The organism is Mesorhizobium sp. WSM4808, assembly GCF_055811675.1.
Genome location: NZ_JBVVQX010000001.1, coordinates 449296 through 466584, shown reverse-complemented (window position 1 = coordinate 466584; position 17289 = coordinate 449296). Strand labels below are relative to the sequence as shown.

General features: G+C 63.2%; 18 protein-coding genes. 9 read left to right on the top strand and 9 right to left on the bottom strand.

The window, feature by feature from the left end; genetic code table 11:
- The first annotated feature begins 39 nt into the window (after positions 1 to 39).
- Positions 40 to 1449 (top strand): aminotransferase-like domain-containing protein, encoded by a 1410-nt coding sequence (locus AC0L2U_RS02195; RefSeq protein ID WP_473601341.1) that lies wholly within the window; start codon positions 40 to 42, stop codon positions 1447 to 1449.
- A gap of 213 nt (positions 1450 to 1662) precedes the next feature.
- Positions 1663 to 2856, top strand: a complete 1194-nt coding sequence (gene cml / locus AC0L2U_RS02190; RefSeq protein ID WP_473601340.1) for a CmlA/FloR family chloramphenicol efflux MFS transporter — start codon at positions 1663 to 1665, stop codon at positions 2854 to 2856.
- A 49-nt stretch (positions 2857 to 2905) separates the two neighbouring features.
- On the opposite strand, the gene AC0L2U_RS02185 is transcribed toward cml, so the two are convergent.
- Positions 2906 to 3799, bottom strand: coding sequence for a LysR family transcriptional regulator (locus tag AC0L2U_RS02185; protein WP_127810240.1), 894 nt, complete (start codon positions 3797 to 3799; stop codon positions 2906 to 2908).
- Between the two features lie 128 nt (positions 3800 to 3927).
- On the opposite strand from AC0L2U_RS02185, the gene AC0L2U_RS02180 reads away from it, so the two are divergent.
- Complete coding sequence (locus AC0L2U_RS02180) at positions 3928 to 5382, top strand: MFS transporter (protein WP_473601339.1); 1455 nt, start codon at positions 3928 to 3930, stop codon at positions 5380 to 5382.
- A 39-nt stretch (positions 5383 to 5421) separates the two neighbouring features.
- On the opposite strand, the gene AC0L2U_RS02175 is transcribed toward AC0L2U_RS02180, so the two are convergent.
- From AC0L2U_RS02175 to AC0L2U_RS02165, 3 genes are all read right to left on the bottom strand, one after another.
- Positions 5422 to 5919 carry a MaoC family dehydratase gene (locus tag AC0L2U_RS02175; RefSeq protein ID WP_127267530.1) on the bottom strand — a complete coding sequence of 166 codons (498 nt, stop codon included), beginning with the start codon at positions 5917 to 5919 and terminating at the stop codon, positions 5422 to 5424.
- Positions 5920 to 6110: 191 nt separating this feature from the next.
- On the bottom strand, positions 6111 to 6539 hold the full coding sequence (locus AC0L2U_RS02170) for a phasin family protein (protein ID WP_127810238.1): 429 nt from the start codon (positions 6537 to 6539) through the stop codon (positions 6111 to 6113).
- A 99-nt stretch (positions 6540 to 6638) separates the two neighbouring features.
- Entirely contained in the window at positions 6639 to 7934 is a 1296-nt protein-coding gene (locus AC0L2U_RS02165; RefSeq protein WP_127272245.1) for a DUF445 domain-containing protein, read from the bottom strand.
- Positions 7935 to 8209: 275 nt separating this feature from the next.
- Between AC0L2U_RS02165 and rirA the strand changes: the two genes are divergently transcribed.
- The gene (rirA, locus tag AC0L2U_RS02160; protein WP_127267528.1) at positions 8210 to 8671 is read left to right on the top strand and encodes an iron-responsive transcriptional regulator RirA; all 462 of its coding nucleotides are present in this window, start codon (positions 8210 to 8212) and stop codon (positions 8669 to 8671) included.
- A 29-nt stretch (positions 8672 to 8700) separates the two neighbouring features.
- On the opposite strand, the gene AC0L2U_RS02155 is transcribed toward rirA, so the two are convergent.
- From AC0L2U_RS02155 to hemP, 5 genes are all read right to left on the bottom strand, one after another.
- Positions 8701 to 9489, bottom strand: a complete 789-nt coding sequence (locus AC0L2U_RS02155; RefSeq protein ID WP_127267527.1) for a heme ABC transporter ATP-binding protein — start codon at positions 9487 to 9489, stop codon at positions 8701 to 8703.
- A gap of 6 nt (positions 9490 to 9495) precedes the next feature.
- The gene (locus AC0L2U_RS02150; protein WP_473601338.1) at positions 9496 to 10593 is read right to left on the bottom strand and encodes a FecCD family ABC transporter permease; all 1098 of its coding nucleotides are present in this window, start codon (positions 10591 to 10593) and stop codon (positions 9496 to 9498) included.
- 11 nt (positions 10594 to 10604) lie between these two features.
- Positions 10605 to 11513, bottom strand: coding sequence for a heme/hemin ABC transporter substrate-binding protein (locus AC0L2U_RS02145; protein ID WP_127396590.1), 909 nt, complete (start codon positions 11511 to 11513; stop codon positions 10605 to 10607).
- Between the two features lie 10 nt (positions 11514 to 11523).
- Positions 11524 to 12585: a hemin-degrading factor gene (locus AC0L2U_RS02140; protein ID WP_127396589.1), complete on the bottom strand. Its 1062-nt coding sequence runs from the start codon at positions 12583 to 12585 to the stop codon at positions 11524 to 11526.
- 124 nt (positions 12586 to 12709) lie between these two features.
- On the bottom strand, positions 12710 to 12922 hold the full coding sequence (gene hemP / locus AC0L2U_RS02135) for a hemin uptake protein HemP (protein ID WP_127271521.1): 213 nt from the start codon (positions 12920 to 12922) through the stop codon (positions 12710 to 12712).
- Positions 12923 to 13120: 198 nt separating this feature from the next.
- Between hemP and AC0L2U_RS02130 the strand changes: the two genes are divergently transcribed.
- The 5 genes from AC0L2U_RS02130 (at position 13121) to hmuQ (ending at position 17241) form a co-directional block, all read left to right on the top strand.
- The gene (locus AC0L2U_RS02130) at positions 13121 to 15319 is read left to right on the top strand and encodes a TonB-dependent hemoglobin/transferrin/lactoferrin family receptor (RefSeq protein ID WP_127396588.1); all 2199 of its coding nucleotides are present in this window, start codon (positions 13121 to 13123) and stop codon (positions 15317 to 15319) included.
- A 5-nt stretch (positions 15320 to 15324) separates the two neighbouring features.
- Complete coding sequence (locus AC0L2U_RS02125) at positions 15325 to 15768, top strand: hypothetical protein (RefSeq protein WP_023812248.1); 444 nt, start codon at positions 15325 to 15327, stop codon at positions 15766 to 15768.
- Positions 15769 to 15895: 127 nt separating this feature from the next.
- On the top strand, positions 15896 to 16354 hold the full coding sequence (locus tag AC0L2U_RS02120) for a hypothetical protein (protein ID WP_292680186.1): 459 nt from the start codon (positions 15896 to 15898) through the stop codon (positions 16352 to 16354).
- Positions 16329 to 17018 carry an energy transducer TonB gene (locus AC0L2U_RS02115; RefSeq protein WP_363612794.1) on the top strand — a complete coding sequence of 230 codons (690 nt, stop codon included), beginning with the start codon at positions 16329 to 16331 and terminating at the stop codon, positions 17016 to 17018. Before AC0L2U_RS02120 ends, AC0L2U_RS02115 begins: the two co-directional genes overlap by 26 nt.
- Positions 16927 to 17241, top strand: coding sequence for a heme-degrading protein HmuQ (gene hmuQ, locus AC0L2U_RS02110; RefSeq protein ID WP_292680182.1), 315 nt, complete (start codon positions 16927 to 16929; stop codon positions 17239 to 17241). The genes AC0L2U_RS02115 and hmuQ overlap by 92 nt, the downstream gene beginning before the upstream one ends.
- Positions 17242 to 17289: the final 48 nt, after the last annotated feature.

The window sequence follows — 17289 nt, the reverse complement described above, 5'->3', positions numbered from 1 at the left end:
CAATTATGCAAAACTGTCATGCTTAGCAGAGCAGTACGGATGGACAAACAGACCACAGGAAGCGAGAGCAGCGGAACGCTGGTCGAAGGTGTCATGGCGACGATCCGCCAGCGGATCGCGGCGCGCAGCCTGACGCCGGGAGCGCAATTGCCGTCGATCCGCGCCTTTGCCAAATCCATGCGAGTGTCCAAATCCACCGTGGTCGAAGCCTATGAGCGGCTCGCCGCCGAAGGCGTGATCCGCTCGCGGCCGGGCTCGGGTTTCTATGCCGCCGGCTCGCTGGCGCCGCTGTCGCTGGCCGAGATTGGTCCCCGCCTCGACCGCGCGGTCGATCCACTCTGGATCTCACGCCAGTCCCTGGAGGCCAGCGACGAGATGCTGAAACCCGGCTGCGGCTGGCTGCCGGCTTCATGGATGCCGCAGGCCGGTTTGCGCCGGGCGCTGCGCACGGTGGCGCGTGCCGACGATGTCGCACTGGCCGATTACGGCACGCCGCTCGGGCTGCCACCGCTACGGCAATTGCTGGCGCGGCGTATGGCCGGGCACGGCATCGAGGCCTCTCCCGAGCAGATCATGCTGACGGAATCAGGCACGCAGGCTATCGACCTGTTGTGCCGGTTTTTGATCGAGCCCGGCGACACCGTGCTGGTCGACGACCCCTGCTACTTCAACTTCCATGCTTTGTTGCGCGCCCACCGGGCCAAGGTCGTCAGCGTTCCCTACACGCCGTCGGGGCCGGATATCGATCTGTTCGCGCAGGCGTTGGCCGAGCATCGGCCGCGCCTCTACATCACCAATTCCGCCATCCACAACCCGACCGGCGCGGTGCTGTCGCCAGTCACCGCGCATCGGCTGCTCAAGCTCGCCGACCAATCGGATCTGACCATCGTCGAAGACGACATCTTCGCCGATTTCGAACATGCGCCCGCCCCCAGGCTGGCGGCGTTCGATGGTCTCAACCGCGTTGTCCACATCGGCAGCTTCTCCAAGACGCTGTCCGCGTCGGTTCGCTGCGGCTTCATCGCAGCCCCCCGCGACTGGATCGAGCCCCTGACCGACCTGAAGATCGCCACCACCTTTGGCGGCGGCCGGCTTGCGGCCGAACTGGTGCTGACCCTGCTGAAGGACGGCAGCTACCGCAAGCACATGGATTTGCTGCGCGCACGGCTTGCGCGCGCCATGGGCGAGACCAGCGTTCGTCTGAAGGCGATCGGCATCTCACCCTGGATCGACCAGCCGGCCGGCCTGTTCCTGTGGTGCAGTCTGCCGGATGGCGTCGATGCGGCCGAAGTCGCCCGCCGCGCGCTGGCCGACAACATCGTGCTGGCACCGGGCAACGCATTCAGCCTGTCCGGGATGGCTGGCCGCTTCCTGCGCTTCAACGCTGCCCAATGCGCGGACGAGCGGATTTTCAGGGTGATCGAGGCTGCGATGACGCGACCAAGCTGATCCTGTTGCCTGGACAACCTCCGGCTGCTAAGGGACGGATCTGCGCGTCGAGAGAATATCCGCGCGATCCGGGATAGCGACTATGGGAACCAGCAAGTCAGCAGACAAGTAGGCCGCAATAGCACTTCGTTGTTGCGGCGGCCCGTCATTTCCCATCTTCAGTGAGAACGGCAGATCGCCGCCAAATGTAGCCATTTGAGCGGATGTTCAATCATGCCTTGTCCAAAAAACCCGACATGGACTTCCCTGCCAGCAGCCATGGTGCTGATGGCGCCCTTCGACATCCTGGCCTCGCTGGCCATGGACATCTACCTCCCGATTGTCCCGGCGATGCCGGAGATCCTCAAGACATCGCCCGATGTCATCCAGCTGACACTGAGCCTCTACATGATCTGCCTTGGGCTCGGCCAAATCGTCTTCGGCCCAATTTCCGACAGGATCGGCAGGCGTCCGGTGCTGATCGGCGGCGCGCTTTTGTTTGCAGGCGCTTCCGTCCTGCTCGCCTGCACCTCGCTGGCCATGGTGTTCGTCGCCTTGCGGGTCGTGCAGGCCATCGGGGCATCCGCCGTTCTCGTTGCGACATTTGCAACGGTTCGCGACGTCTATGCGCAGAGGCCTGAAAGTGCCGTCATCTACGGCCTGTTCAGTTCGATGCTGGCCTTCGTGCCGGCGTTGGGGCCGATTGCCGGTGCATTGATAGCCGAAAATCTTGGCTGGCGCGCGATCTTCCTGACGCTCGGCGGTCTGGGAATAGCCGCCACCCTTAACGCATGGCCGAGATGGCATGAAACACGGCCCACCAATGGCAACGACAGGCGAATGGCGTTTCGTCCCATTCTCTCCAGCTTCGCCTTCTGGGCGTACACGCTCGGCTTCAGTGCCGCCATGGGCGCCTTCTTCGTGTTCTTTTCGACGGCGCCGCGGGTGCTCATGGACCGCGCCGGCTTTTCACAGCTCGGTTTCAGCCTGGCCTTCGCCACCGCGGCGCTGGTGATGATCGTGACCACCCGCTTCGCCAAAAAGTTCATTGCACGTCGGGGCATTGCGGGCAGTGCTATCAGAGGCATGGCGATGTTGCTGCTCGGCGCGGCTCTGCTGGCGGCCGGGCAGCTGTTCGCGGCGCCGTCCTTCGCGACATTCGTCTTACCGATGTGGGTCGTTGCCGCGGGTATCGTCTTCACTGTCTCAGTCACCGCGAACGGTGCACTCGAGGCGTTCGGCGATGTCGCGGGAACCGCCGTCGCGCTCTACTTCTGCATCCAGAGCCTTGTCGTCGGCATCCTCGGCACGCTGTTCGTCATCCTGCTTGATGGAGACACGGCGTGGCCGCTGGTGGGCTACTGTTCGGTCATGGCGACGCTCACACTAGGCGCACTGAGGCATTTGCAGAAACGCCAAACCGAATAGACGGGACAGATGAGAAGCCTCGGCCGTTGGCGCAGGCTTCTCATCGTTGTCAGCGAGACGCCGCGCAGACTTCCCGCACGCGGTCGCGCAACCAGCGTTGCGCCGGATCGGCATCGAGGCGCGGATGCCACAGCATCGAGATGGTGACCTCCGCGGTGGCAACCGGCAGGGGAAAACTGTGCATGCCTGCGCGTGCGCCCTCGGTGTGCCGCTCCGGAACGCTTGCGATCAGGTCGGACGTGCGCGCCATGGCAAGGGCTGCCGAGAAACCGGAAACCATGCACACGACTGTCCGCTGCAGCCCGAGCCGGTTCAGGGCCTCGTCGATCGGCCCTTTCTCGCGGCCACGCCGTGAAACGCTGATGTGCCGGCCTGCCGCATAGCGCTCTGGCGTCACCGTGCCCTCGCTCAACGGATGGCCCATTCGCACGGCGCCGATGAAGCGGTCGCGAAGCAATGCCTGGATGCGCACCTCCGGTCCGGTCTCGCCAGCGACGCCTATGTCCAGGTCGATCGCCGCGTCGCGCAGCGACATGACGTCTCTATCGGACTTCGGCGCAAAGCGCAGCCGCACGCCGGGCGCATCGGCCTGGATACGGGCGACGAGACGCGGCGCGAATTCTTCGACGAAGCTCTCATTGGTGCGCAGCGTGAAGACCCCGTCCAGGCTCGGGAGATCGAGCAAGGTGGCAGGGCGCAGCAGCGCCTCCGCATCCTGGACGACACGGCCCACCTGTTGTCGCAGTTCTTCCGCACGCGGCGTCGCCACCAGGCCGCGACCGGCGCGAACCAGCAGCGGATCGCCCGTAGCCTCGCGCAACCGCGCCAGCGTCCGGCTCATCGCCGAGGGGCTGAGGCGCAGGCGGCTGGCGGCACGCGCCACGCTGCCTTCGGTCAGCAGGATGTCGAGAGCGAACAATAGGTTGAGATCGGGTGATGTCATCGGCAGATCATGGCATGATATGGCGCCAAACGCATGAATAAGATGCAAATGCTGCGCCTTCCGCCACATTGGCCACGGAACTAGATCTCCAGCAGTTCCGGTTGTGGGACTGATGGAAGGAGATCGCCGTGGCAATCGCTGAGCAAAATCGGGACGGGCTGACATCGGCACCGCCACAGATGCAATCCGCCGGCTGGGCGTTGGCAAGCCTGTCGCTCGCCACGCTGCTATCCTCGCTGGGAACCAGCATTGCCAGCGTCGGGCTGCCGTCGCTGATGCAGAATTTCGGCGCGACGTTCCAGTCCGTGCAATGGGTTGTTCTGGCCTATCTGCTCGCCATCACCACACTGATCGTCAGCGCCGGCCGGCTGGCCGACATGTTTGGACGCCGGCCGTTGCTGCTTGGCGGCATCGCGCTGTTCACATCGGCATCGGTGCTCTGCGGCCTGGCGCCGACGCTGTGGCTGCTGATCGCCGCACGCGCCGTGCAGGGACTTGGCGCGGCGCTGATGATGGCGCTGACGCTGGCCTTTGTCGCCGAAACCGTGACCAAAGACAGAATTGGCAGCGCCATGGGCCTGCTCGGCGCAATGTCCGCGATCGGTACGACACTTGGCCCCTCGCTCGGCGGCCTTTTGATCGCCGGCTTTGGCTGGCGCGCGATCTTCCTCGTCAATGTCCCGCTGGGTGTGCTCACCTTCGCTCTCGCCTGGCGTGCCTTGCCGGCGCGCAGCAAGACAGCGCAGGCCGACCGAGGCACGTTCGATGTCATGGGCACTGCCCTGCTGGCCCTGACATTGGCCGCCTATGCGCTGGCCATGACGCTTGGTAGAGGCAATTTCGGACCGCTCAACGTCGGCCTGCTGGTCGCTGCCGGCATCGGTGTTTTTCTTTTCGCCGCCGCGCAGGCGAGTGTGAAAAACCCCTTGATCCAGCTTGCCAGCTTCCGCGACTTCCAACTGAGCGCCAGCCTCGCCATGAGCCTCGTTGTCGCCACCGTCATGATGGCGACCCTCGTGGTGGCTCCATTCTACCTGTCACGCGGACTTGGGCTCGATGCCGCAATGGTCGGCCTCGTGCTGTCGACCGGCCCGCTTGTCTCGGCCCTGTCGGCGCTGGTCGCCGGACGCCTGACCGATCATTTCGGCGCCCACAGGATGATGGTCGCCGGCCTGCTCAGCCTCGCCACGGGCACGTTCCTGCTGTCGCTCGCCATGGTGACGCTCGGCATTGCCGGCTATGTCGTTCCGATCACCGTCACCTGCATCGGCTACGCGCTGTTCCAGACATCCAACAATGCAGCCGTCATGGCCGGCATCAGTGCCGGCCAGCGCGGCGTCGTCTCCGGCCTGCTCAACCTTGCGCGCAATCTCGGCCTCATCACCGGCGCATCGTTGATGGGCGCCATATTCGCCGTCGCATCGGCCAAGGGGCACGAAGGCATTGGTCTTTTGGGTTCCGAGGCCGCCGCCCGGGGAATGCAGGTCACATTTCAGACGGCGACGGTGCTGGCGCTGATCGCGCTGGTCCTCGCGCTGCTCTCTGCCCGCGCCGCAGGCCGCACGGAATCCAGGGGTTCGTGACGCGCCATACCGCTCAGAGAGTAGAATTTCCAAACAGGCTCAGGCGCCTGCCCGCTTGCGGCGTTCATAGAGCATGACCAGCGTTTCAGCCGTCAAGGCAGGCTTTTCCTCGCCTTCGATCTCGACCGTATTGGCTGCCTTCATGAGATACTGGCCGGGCCCCCTGTCCTCCATGGACAGCAGCGTGATGCGCAGCCTGATGCGCGCGCCGACCTTGACCGGCGCCAGGAAGCGCACCTTGTCGAAGCCATAATTGAAGGCAGCCTGGGTGTTCTCGGGCACGATGCCCATGCCGAGCGCCAGTGCGCCGATGATCGACAGCGTCAGATAGCCATGCGCAATCGTCGTGCGGAACGGGCTTTGCCGCCGCGCCCTTTCAGGGTCGACATGGATCCATTGGTGGTCGCCGGTGCATTCGGCGAACTGGTCGATGCGGTTCTGGTCGACCGTCGTCCACTCCGATACGCCAAGCTCCTGCCCGGCCATCATCCTCAACTGCTCGTAGGTCGGCGGCGCTTTAGGCCGTATTTCGTTCATTCCTGGTTTCCCGATCGCTTCCAGAGCCTCCGGACCACGAACTGACGGCCTCTGTCAATTCGCTCGGCGCGAATCCGTTCCGCCGGTTTCGGCCGCAATCGTGCCACGCCGCGAGCGCAGTCGCAGGCTAAATCGGGATTTCCAGGCTTCAGGGGCCGCTGGCAGCAACGAGCCAGCCTCGGCCATTTCCGCTACTTCTTCTCGTAGCCGGCGCGGATTTCCTCCATCGCCTCCTTGATGCGCGTGCGCAGGATGTCGACCGATTCGGCGCCGGATTTCTTGACCAGTTCAGCCACTTCGCCCGCATTCTTCAATGCGACTTCGAAAGACTTTCTGGCAAACTCCGTCTGTTTGGTCATCAGTTCCTGCGGATTGCCCGGCGCCCTGTAGCTTTGCGCCATGTCCGTGACCTCGCGCAGCGTGTCCTCCAGCATCTCGCGCTGCCTGGACAACAGCGAGGTCGCGCCGGCGGCACTGGCTCGTGTCGATTTCTCTAGCGCTTCGAGGTTCTTGCGGTGATGGGCGAGGATCGCCTCGACATCGACATTGGGCACCTTCAGGTCGCGGCCGAACCTGCCGAACATGTCCATGAAGGAATCGGATTCCGGTTGTTTCGCCATGCTCGTTTGCTCCCCTTTGCCGCATGATGCGGGCACCCTCGGCGGGAGAATAGCACTCGCATGCGGACACGGAGGAGTGAGCGCCAGTCTGGTCGCGCATCAATTCACGAGGAACAGCCGCTCGGCCACATAGAGCACGACACCGGCGAGCCCGCCGATGATCATGCCGTTGAAGCGGATATACTGCAGGTCCCGACCGATGTTCATCTCGATCAGCCGCGTCAGCTGCGCAAGATCCCAGCGCTTGACCTGGTCGGCGATGAATGTCGACACGCCGGCCTTCTGGCTCTCCACGAACGACGCCAGAGCCACCACGAACCCTTGGTTCATGTCGGCCCGGATCTGCGCATCCCCGGCAAGATGGCGACCGACCTCGACGAACATGTTGGCAAGATGCGCGCGGACAACCGAATTCGGCGCCTTGGCGTCCTGCTCGATGAACTGGCTGAGGCTTGCCCACATCTCGCCGGCCAACCCCTTGACCTCCGGCCGGGCCAGGAAGTCGCGCTTCAGCTTCTCGGCCCGTTTGGCGTATTGCTTCGATGTTCTCAGCTTCTCGACGAAGCCTTGGGCGAAGCGGTCGAATTCGGCGCGCATCGGGTGGTCGGGATCGGCCCTCACCTCGTCGAGAAGCGAGCCGGCCGAGGCGACGATCTTCTTCAGGAGATAGGCGTCGGCGCGGAACAGGTTGAACAGCGACGGCAGTTCCTCGCGGATCTTTTCGCGCATCGTCGCCAGCGCCTGTTCGTCATTGAGGAACCTGCCGATCACCTTGGTGAACTCGTCGAACAGTTTCTGGTGGCGGCGGTCGTCGGTAAGCGCTGACAACAGCTCGGCGGCCAGCGGCGCCAGCGGCACCTTTTCGATCTGTTCGAGCATGCGGCTGGTGACGAAGCCGCGCAGGCCGGATTGCTCGACAGCGGCCAGCGTCTGCGGCACCAGCCGCACGACGAAGCGCGACAGGCCGGCGGCGCGCTCCGTATCGGCCAGCCAGTCGGCGACGAGTGCCGAGAAATCCACCTCGGCGAGCTTTTCGCGCACCGGTTCAGGCGCCAGGAAGTTGACCTCGATGAAGCGACCGAGATTGTCGGCGATGCGGTTCTGGTTCTCCGGGATGATGGCCGTGTGCGGGATCGGCAGCCCCAGCGGCCGCCTGAACAGCGCCACCACCGCGTACCAGTCGGCCAGACCGCCGATGGTCGCGGCCTCGGCAAAGGCGGCGACGAAGCCGAGCCATGGATAGGTGCGCTCGAAGGATTTGGCGAGCGCAAACACCAGCACGCAAAGCGCCAGTGCGGCCGCCGCAAGGAATTTTGTCCGCCGCAACGCGGAAAGCTTGGCATCCGCCTCGGCATCGAAACGGACCGGCGCCAGGGGCGAAGCCGATTGTGACATGGGTGAGCCGCTCCTCGTCGATCTCAGCCTATTTAGTGTTCCGATGGCCGAAATACCCGCGACAGCGGGTTTCGTCCGGAACTTTCCCCGGCCGCGCACACAAAGTTGAGGAGAAAATTCATCTATCGCACGAAGCTAGTCTGGAATTATTCCAAGGTATAGGCCATATTCCGCCCGAGCCAATGTGGCGAATCCGGAAATTCGGGTCAAAGCCATATCAGCAAAATTTCCAGATCTGGCGTGGTCGTACCGCACCAGTGCCTTGTGAGGACAAAATGCGGCTTACGCGCCAGACCAACTATGCCATGCGCATCTTGATGTATTGCGCGGCCAATGATGACCGATTGAGCCGCATCCCCGAGATCGCGGCCGCCTATTCGGTGTCGGAGCTTTTCCTGTTCAAGATCCTGCAGCCCCTGGTCGAGCACGGCCTCGTCCAGACCGTGCGCGGTAGGAATGGCGGCGTCAAGCTTGGCCGGGCGGCCGAAGCCATCAGCCTGTTCGATGTCGTGCGCGTGACAGAAGAGAGCTTCGCTATGGCCGAATGCTTCGAGAACGATGCCGCCGAATGCCCGCTCGTCGATAGCTGCGCGCTGAACTCGGCGCTGCGCGAGGCGCTGAACGCGTTCTTCGCCGTGCTGGAGCGCTATACGATCGCCGACCTCGTGGCGGCACGTCCAAATGTGCGCAACCTGCTCGGAATCGACATGCTGGAGCGCCGCGCACCAGCTGCCTGACCCAGCAGGGGCGCGGGCTAGATCTGCAATCAGGCCGCTGACTGAGGCAGCACGAACGGCATATTGCCGGCCGGCAGCACGCCGACCCTGAGCCGGCAGTCGAACACTTTTTCGATCAGGTCATCGCTCAGCACATCCCGCGGCGACCCGGTGGCGGCTAGCCTGCCGCGATGCATGACGAAGATCCGGTCGGCATACATGGCCGTCAGATTGAGGTCGTGCAGGATGGCGACCACGCCGCCGCCCCTTCTGGCGAAGTCGCGGGCAATGTTCATGATGATCAGCTGGTGCTTGATGTCGAGGCTGGAAACCGGCTCATCGAGGAACAGAAAGCGCGGCTTGCCGTCGAGCACCGGTGCCCAGACCTGGCTCAGCACGCGTGCGAGCTGAACGCGCTGTTGCTCGCCGCCCGAAAGCTCCTGGTAGAAACGGCCGGCAAAGCCGTCGAGATCGACACGCGCCAGCGCCCGTTCCGGCAGCCGCGCATCCTCGCCCGGCAAGACGCCTGAGCGGCCGCCGACAAGGCCGAGCTTGACCACTTCCCGCACGGTGAACGGGAACGACAGCGTCGTCGCCTGCGGCAGTACCGCACGATGGACGGCCACCTCGACCGGCTTCATCGTCGAGAGATCTCGGCCGTTGAGGGCAACGCGCCCGGTGTAGGCGAGTTCGCCGGAAAGCGCTTTGAGGAAGGTCGTCTTGCCCGAACCATTGGGGCCGACGATGGCGGCGATCTCGCCGGGCCGCGCGTGGAAATCGATACCGCTGACGATAGGCTTGCCGGCGATATCAACCGAAACATCCTTGGCCTCGATCATCAAGCCTCACAAATCAACCACGCCGCGCTTGCGCAGCAGGATCCAAAGGAAAAACGGCGCGCCCGCTATCGCGGTGACGATGCCTATCGGCAGTTCGGCCGGCGCAACGAGGGTGCGTGCGACCGCGTCGGCCAGAAGCAGCAGCGAGGCACCGAGCAGCGCCGACGCCGGCAGCAGATAGCGATTGTCCGGACCAATCAGCAGGCGCAGCAGATGCGGTACCACGATGCCGACGAAGCCGATGCCGCCGCTGACGGCGACGGATGCGCCGACCGCGGCAGAGACGCCGACGATGGCCGTGTATTTCAGCCGCTGCACCGGAATGCCGAGATGACCGGCGGTCGCCTCGCCAAGCGCCAGCGCGTTGAGGCCGCGTGCCAGGAACGGCATCGCCGCCAGCGCCAGCACGATGATCGGCCCTACCGACGCGATCTTCGCCCAAGTCGCGCCGCCGAGCGATCCGAGTTGCCAGAAGGTCAGGTCGCGCAACTGGCGATCGTCGGCCATGAAGATGAGGATGCCGGTCAGCGCCATGGCGAGCGCCGCCAGCGCGATGCCGGCAAGCAGCATTGTGGCAACCGAGGTTTGCCCCCGCCGCGTCGCGACCTGGTAAAGCACCAGCGTGGTGGCGAGCCCACCACAGAAGGCCGCCAGCGGCAGTGCAAGCGTGCCAAGCAAGGCGGTCACCGGAGCCAACATCGTGGCGCCGAGCACGATGACGGCAACCGCGCCGAGGCTGGAGCCGGCCGAGACGCCGATCAGGCCGGGGTCGGCCAGCGGATTGCGGAACAGTCCCTGCATGACCGCGCCGGAGACCGCGAGCGCCGCGCCGACCAGCATGCCGAGGATGATGCGCGGCAGGCGGATGTCATAGACGATCAGGCTGTCGCGGGCGCTCACCGCGGCGTCATCAGGCACTGTGCCGAACAGCCAGCCCCCGATGACGTTGACGGCCGAAGCGTCCGAAGCCCCCGATGTCAGCGACAGAAAAACGGCAGCCGCCAACCCCAGGCACAGCAGAAGGATGACGATGCGGGCGCGGCCCGACCTGTCGCCTTCGGATACGCTTGCCATCACCGGGCCGGCGATCGATTGATCGACCATGATCCGCCCGTTCAGTCCGTGACCTGCCCGCCATAAAGCGAGACAGCGAGGTCGTGGATGGCATCGGCCGTGCGTGGCCCGAAGCCGAGCAGATAGGCACCGTCGATGCGGATCAGCTTGCGCGCCTTTCCGGCCGGCGTCGAGGCGATCGACGGATTGCCGAACAGTTCGTCGTCCGAGACCGGAGGCCCGGCATTGCTCATCATCAGGATCACGTCCGGTCTGGCGGTTATGATCGCCTCGTCGGACATTTGCTTGTAGCCGGAAAAGCCCTCGACCGCGTTGACGCCGCCAGCCAGCTTGACCATACCGTCGGCCGCGGTCTCGCTGCCGGCCGCCAGGATCTTGCCGCCCTGTATCGACAGCACGAACAGGATGCGCTTGCGTTCCTTGATCGACGTCGTCGGCTTCTCGGCTGCCGTGAGCTTGGCATCGAGCTCCCCGGCGAGCACCTCGGCCTTGGCGTCGACGCCGAGCGCCTTGCCGACGATACGGACCTTTTCGAGGATGCCTTCGTGGCTATAGTGCTCGGGCACTTCGATGAACGGCACGCTCGTCTTCTTCAAGACGTCGACGGCTTCCTTGGGACCGCTGCCATGCAACGCCAGGATGCCGGTCGGGTTGACCGAGAGCACGCCTTCCGGTGACAGCGCACGCATATAGCCGACATCGGGCAGCTCAAGCGCCGCCTTTGGGTACCGGCTGGTGGAATCGCGAGCCACCAGATGCTTTTCCTCGCCGAGCGCATAGACGATCTCGGTGATCGAGCCGCCAACGGCCACGATTTTCGAAGGATCGGCAAACACGGCCGTGCCTTCCATGGCGCTGGCGGATTGCAGTGCGATAACAGCCATGGAGATACCGATCACCGGCCGGAAAATAGATCCGCGCACGGTCGACAATCTTGGGAAAAAACGCATCGCATTTTCCTCAGGCTGCGGTCGCGCTTGGGATGCGCGGCAGGTTTTCCGCCAGGAAGCGCCAGTCGTCCCGCTCGCTTTCGCCTTCATGACGCTTGCCGAAGAACTGGATGAACATCTTGCCGTCGGAATCATAGACCTCAAGCGAGGTGACATGACCGTCCTTGGTCGGCTTGCGCACCGCCCAGACCTCCTGGATGTGGTCGGTCCGCAAATGCAGGTGGAAGGTTTCGTCCAGCACGTTGATCCATGGCCCCATCGGCTTGATCGACTTGATCGGACCGGAATGGATCTGGATGCAGCCGCGGTTTCCCACAAAGCACATGATCGGCATCTCGCCCTCCGCAGCGTGATGAAACATGGCACGGACGGCATCATTGTCGAGCTGCCAGGCATAGTCTTGCCCGACCAGGCGCACCGCCTGCCGGCGGCTGAGCTTCAGCGTCTTCAGCATGCCGAAGAACTGGTGCACATCGGTCAGCCGGCTCCAGCGGTCGCGCAGATCGTCGAGATTGGCGGCCGCTTCGTCGCCATGGCTCTCGTCATCGGGGAGTGGTCCCGAAATGTCGACGGTCGGCTCCTGATTGGACGATTCGAGCGCGGCAACCAGCTTCTGATAGGCATAGAGGCTGGAGGCCGGACGCAAATGCACCTTGTGCACGGCCTCGCCCGCCGCATCGAAAAACTGCAGGCTGCGGCGGATTTCGTCGCCGTCTCGCTTCTCGACGGCAAAGCCGTGTGCCCAGACCTTCGGGAAGATGCGCAGGTCGATGTTTTCGCCAAGCACCATGGCATTGTGGTTGCCGGTGACGACCTTGTCATAGACGCCGATCTTTTCGTGCACCGCGCTCTCATTGCGGGTCAGCGCCATGACCTCGCCGACGGCCTCGAGGCCGGTCAGAAGATCGTTGACGCGCGGCTCGATGCGCACGACGCCGTCGCCGCAATGCGCGGCGACCAGTTCGGCTTCCGAAATGCCGAGCTGGGCAGCCAGATCACGCTCGCGCGTCTTCGGATTGTCTGTCCGTGCCCGCCGGATTTCATGCGGGGCGGGTTTTACGCGCTGATCCATGTTTCGTCCCTGCTGCCTAGAGCAATTCCGGGAAAAGTGTGAAACGGTTTTCCGTCCGGAATTGCGTTAAAACAAAGAGCTAGAGCGGTTCGGCGTTTCCGTGAAACGGTGAACCGCTCTAGCCCTACTTGTTGAGGATGAGCTTGCCCTGACGGGTGATCTTCAGCCGGTAGAGCGCACCGTGATGCTCAATGCCGATCTCGTGCTCGCCCTGGAACAGGGTGTTGCTGGACAGGGTTCGCACCGCCAGCGGAACCCGGTCGAAACGGGTGGGGGCCGAGGCATCGTCGGAACGGCGGACGCGATAGCGAAAATCGTTGGGATTGTGGGTGTTCATCTCTGTCGATCCCTTTCCTGTGCCGGGCGTCTGGCTAGGCGTTGCGTAATCCGATTCATTTCTTGACTTGAATAGTCATGTTTACTAGTCAGTGCAATACCGGATTAAATGAGTCAACATTTAAGACGCCGGAGACGATCAAAAATGCCAGCCAGCCCCGGGCCAGCCAGCATGAAACCTGGACTTTGGAGTTGGGGCATGGGGTTGGTGACTTGGGAATGGCGTGGCCGGTCGGCGGCGAACGGCGCGGCGGCATTGTTGGCAAGCGTGGCGGCTATCGCCTTGTCGGCGCAATTGGCTAACGCCCAGCAAGCGGCGCAGCCGACAGAGCAAACGAAGAAGGCTGAAGAAGAAAACGCCGCACCAGCGGGAGCAACGCTGCTCGACAAGATCCTCGTCATCAGCCGCACCGGCGAGACGGCGATCGAATCGCTGGCATCGACCAGCCATGTCGGCCAGGAACAGCTCGACCGCCGCATGGCGACGACGCCGAATGAGATGCTGCTTGGCGTGCCCGGCGTCGCGGCGCAGGCCGACGCCAGACGCGTCAGCACCAGTATCAACATCCGAGGCTTGCAGGATTTTGGTCGCGTCGCGGTCATCGTCGACGGCGCCCGTCAGAACTTCCAGCGTTCCGACCACGGCACGCAGTCGACCTTCTACATCGACCCCGAACTCGTCAAATCCGTGGATGTTATCCGTGGTCCTGTCGCCAACACCTATGGCTCAGGCGCCATCGGCGGCGTCGTCTTCTTCGACACCAAGGACGCCGGGGATTTCCTTAAGCCGGAAGAAACATGGGCCGGCTCCGTCACGGGACGCTATGAGAGCAACGGCAAGGGCTGGACAACAAGCGCATCCGGTGCCTACCGCCTCAACGAGAACTGGGATGTGCTCGGCAACATCGTCTACCGCAACTATGACGACTACAAGGATGGCGGTGGCGACACCGTCAAGGGCACCGGCTTCGATGTGCTTAGCGGCCTGCTCAAGACAACCATCCGGCCGACCGACAACAGTGAGCTGAAGCTCGGCTGGGTCGGCTCAAGCGACGGCTGGAACGAGATCAGCGGCGGCGTGCCGGTCAATGACGTCGACCTGAAGTCGAACACCTTCACCGCCCGCTACAACATTACGGATGAGGACAAGAGCTGGCTCGATCTCCATATCAACACCTCCTACAACAAGACCAATCTCGATCTGACCAGCCTCGTGCCTCTCAACCGGTTTGACCCGAGCACCGGCCTTCCAGTTGTTTTGCCGGCTGGCTCGACATCGACATTCGACATCGGCACGACCAGCATCGACATTTGGAACACGTCCAGATTCGAGACTGCGGGAATCGCGCACGAACTGACCTATGGCGGCGACTGGGCCGGCGATAAAGTCGAGACCGGCGGCACGGCCGGTGGCGACAGCTTCTATACGCCTTCCGGCAAGCGGAACGTCTCCGGCGCCTATGTCCAGGACAAGCTCACCTGGGAGTGGCTCGAAGTCATCGCCGGGCTGCGTTACGACAATTACAGCCTCAAGGATGACACACACGAAACGTCGGGGGACCGGTTGTCGCCACGCATCACCGTCGGCGTCTCGCCTTTTGACAGCGCCAGCCTTGCCGGCCTGCAATTCTACGGCACCTATGCGGAAGGATACCGGTCACCCTCCCTGTCGGAAACACTGATCAGCGGTCGCCATCCGGCAGGTGTCACCTTCCCGTTCCTGCCCAATCCCAATCTGCGGCCGGAAACCGGAAAGACCGTCGAATTCGGCGTCAACTACAAGCAGGATGACATCCTCGAAGTCGGCGATGCGCTGCGCATCAAGGCAGCCTATTTCAACAACGATGTCGAAGACTACATCGATGGCGTTACCCTGTCGCGGTTTGACCCGACAGCCGGCTGCCCGAGCGGACCCGGTATCCCGATATGCTTCCAGTACCAGAATTTTGCCAAGGCCAAGATCGACGGCTTCGAACTTGAGGGCGTCTATGATGCCGGATGGGGCTATGCCGGGCTCTCGGCCTCAATCACCAATGGTCATACCATTTCCTACAAGGACGTTCGGGCCGACCTGCTGACCATCCCCTCATCCCAGGTCACCGCGCAGCTCGGCTTGCGCTTCCTCGAGGACAAGCTGACCGTGGGCGGCGAAGTGCAATACAATGGCAAGCCCAAGGGCAATCCGATCGCCGAGGACTACACGCTGGTCAATGCTTTCGCCAGCTACCAGGCGACGGACAATTTGAAGATTGATTTCCGCGCCGACAATCTGTTCGATGTAAAATACGCCAACCCGCTCAACCTGACCACGGCCGGCCAGCCGCCGCAGCCGGTTTTCGCGGCCTACGAGCCGGGCGTCACCCTGAAGCTGGCGGCGACGATGCGATTTGGAGGCTGATGACCATGACGAGCTTGATGACATCCCTTCGTCTGCTGACCTCGATGCTGGCGATGTCGCTTGCGATGGTTCCGGCGTGGGCACAAGAGTCCGCGCCGGTCCCTGCGCTGACCCTTGAACTCAACGGTGCGCAACCTTCCGACAAGGGTTGCCGCCTGACGTTCGTGGTCAACAACAATCTCGGCGCCGACCTGTCCAAGGCGGCGTTCGAGATCGCCCTGTTCAACGAGGCCGGCGTCGTCGACCGGCTGACCGTGCTCGACTTCAAGGAATTGCCGGCAGGCAAGACCAAGGTGACGCGTTTCGATCTGGCCGGCACCGAGTGCTCGAAAGTCAGCCGCGTGCTGATCAACAGCGCGACCGAATGCACCGGTACCGGCGTCGAACCGAACGCCTGCATGCGAAAGCTGAAGACGGACACCAAGACCGGGATCGCTTTCGGAGTCTGAGGTGGGGCTGCATCATGCATTGCCGCGAAACACCGTAGTGCAGCCTCTGGCCGGCGATAGCAGACTGCCGGCGAACGATCTTGATTTGACAACTCTGCTCTTGTCGCTGCAGGTCTCGCGGCGAGACATGCAGGACATCAATCCCCTCCCCGAGGCCGGCGCCGAGCTGACCATAGAGCCAACCGAGCCGCTCGCGCTGCCGCGGCCATCGGCCTGGAGCCGCAAATGGACGGCGGCGATCGTCGTCTCCTGCCTGCTCCATGTCGCGGTGGCGGCGGCCTTTCTGATCTCCCCTACGGGGATTTCCAGTTTCCAGGACGCCGAGCAGCCGGAAGGTAGTGAACAGTCGGGCAGCAACGTGGCCGGCAGCGCGCTGGACAAGGACCCGGCGGCAATAAACGTTGCACTGGTGCCCAGCCCGCAACCGGCCAAACCACAGCCGGCAACGCCGCCCAAGCCGTCGCCGCCAACGGAGCCTTCGCAACCCGTGAAGGACGCAGCAAAGCCGCTCAAGCCTTTGCCGGAAGCTGTCAAACAGCAGACGCTGACGCCGACAATTGGTGGCCGGCGCCCCGCGCTCCGATGATCAGACCGTGGATAGGAAGGCCGAAACACCAGCGGAGCCAACCGTTCAGGCCGAGAGCACGGAAGCGCCTGTCGCCGTTCCGGAGCGGCCTCCGATCCCTAGAGCCAGGCCAACTCCGGCAGCTGTCCCTTCAAAGACGGCGGATGAGAAGCGCGGCGCGGCGGATGGCGAGGACCGGTCGGCGCAAGCAGCCAGCAAGGGCAAAAGGCAAAAGGAGGCAGGCACGGCCGCGGAAGACAACTACCGCGGCGATGTTTTTAGAAAGCTCGGCAGCGTCAATCGCACCCTCCCGCCTTCCCTACAGCTGGCGGCACGCAACAATGCGGTTGTCACATTCGTCATAGGCAAGAAGGGCAACATAAACGAGTTGCGCATTCTGGAAACCTCAGGATCGGCGGCTTTCGATCAGGCAGCGCTTGGCATTGTCCGCAAGGCAGCCCCCCTTCCCTCCGATTCCACCACAGGCAGCAAGCGCAAATTTGGAGTTCGAGACCGAAATCGGCCCATTTTGAATGTGCGCAGAACAAACGCTGCAGCCGCCAATCATCAACATCCGCACGAAAGGAACCGCAATGTACATCGCAATGAACCGCTTCAAGGTGCAGACCGGCTCGGAGAACGACTTCGAAGCCGTCTGGAAGAACCGCGATTCCAGCCTTGCTGAGATGAAGGGGTTTAGGGAATTCCATCTGCTGCGTGGCCCGGTCAACGAGACCGAAGGCTACACGCTTTTCGCGTCGCACACGGTGTGGGCCAGCCACGACGATTTTATCGCCTGGACCAAGTCCGAGAATTTCCGCGCCGCCCACAGGAATGTCGGCACGCCAAAGGTCCACTATCTCGGCCACCCCCAGTTCGAGGGTTTTTCGGTCGTCGAAGGCGCGTAATGCATGTCGGCCAAAAGTGGTCCCGATTTTTGGGACAACGACATGCAT

What these genes read in the sequence shown, in the direction of transcription:
- AC0L2U_RS02195 (WP_473601341.1), top strand. Translation starts at nt 40, where the DNA reads ATGGACAAACAGACCACAGGAAGCGAGAGCAGCGGAACGCTGGTCGAA.
- cml (WP_473601340.1), top strand. Translation starts at nt 1,663, where the DNA reads ATGCCTTGTCCAAAAAACCCGACATGGACTTCCCTGCCAGCAGCCATG.
- AC0L2U_RS02185 (WP_127810240.1), bottom strand. Translation starts at nt 3,799, where the DNA reads ATGACATCACCCGATCTCAACCTATTGTTCGCTCTCGACATCCTGCTG.
- AC0L2U_RS02175 (WP_127267530.1), bottom strand. Translation starts at nt 5,919, where the DNA reads ATGAACGAAATACGGCCTAAAGCGCCGCCGACCTACGAGCAGTTGAGG.
- AC0L2U_RS02170 (WP_127810238.1), bottom strand. Translation starts at nt 6,539, where the DNA reads ATGGCGAAACAACCGGAATCCGATTCCTTCATGGACATGTTCGGCAGG.
- AC0L2U_RS02165 (WP_127272245.1), bottom strand. Translation starts at nt 7,934, where the DNA reads ATGTCACAATCGGCTTCGCCCCTGGCGCCGGTCCGTTTCGATGCCGAG.
- rirA (WP_127267528.1), top strand. Translation starts at nt 8,210, where the DNA reads ATGCGGCTTACGCGCCAGACCAACTATGCCATGCGCATCTTGATGTAT.
- AC0L2U_RS02155 (WP_127267527.1), bottom strand. Translation starts at nt 9,489, where the DNA reads ATGATCGAGGCCAAGGATGTTTCGGTTGATATCGCCGGCAAGCCTATC.
- AC0L2U_RS02150 (WP_473601338.1), bottom strand. Translation starts at nt 10,593, where the DNA reads ATGGTCGATCAATCGATCGCCGGCCCGGTGATGGCAAGCGTATCCGAA.
- AC0L2U_RS02145 (WP_127396590.1), bottom strand. Translation starts at nt 11,513, where the DNA reads ATGCGTTTTTTCCCAAGATTGTCGACCGTGCGCGGATCTATTTTCCGG.
- AC0L2U_RS02140 (WP_127396589.1), bottom strand. Translation starts at nt 12,585, where the DNA reads ATGGATCAGCGCGTAAAACCCGCCCCGCATGAAATCCGGCGGGCACGG.
- hemP (WP_127271521.1), bottom strand. Translation starts at nt 12,922, where the DNA reads ATGAACACCCACAATCCCAACGATTTTCGCTATCGCGTCCGCCGTTCC.
- AC0L2U_RS02130 (WP_127396588.1), top strand. Translation starts at nt 13,121, where the DNA reads ATGGGGTTGGTGACTTGGGAATGGCGTGGCCGGTCGGCGGCGAACGGC.
- AC0L2U_RS02125 (WP_023812248.1), top strand. Translation starts at nt 15,325, where the DNA reads ATGACGAGCTTGATGACATCCCTTCGTCTGCTGACCTCGATGCTGGCG.
- AC0L2U_RS02120 (WP_292680186.1), top strand. Translation starts at nt 15,896, where the DNA reads ATGCAGGACATCAATCCCCTCCCCGAGGCCGGCGCCGAGCTGACCATA.
- hmuQ (WP_292680182.1), top strand. Translation starts at nt 16,927, where the DNA reads ATGTACATCGCAATGAACCGCTTCAAGGTGCAGACCGGCTCGGAGAAC.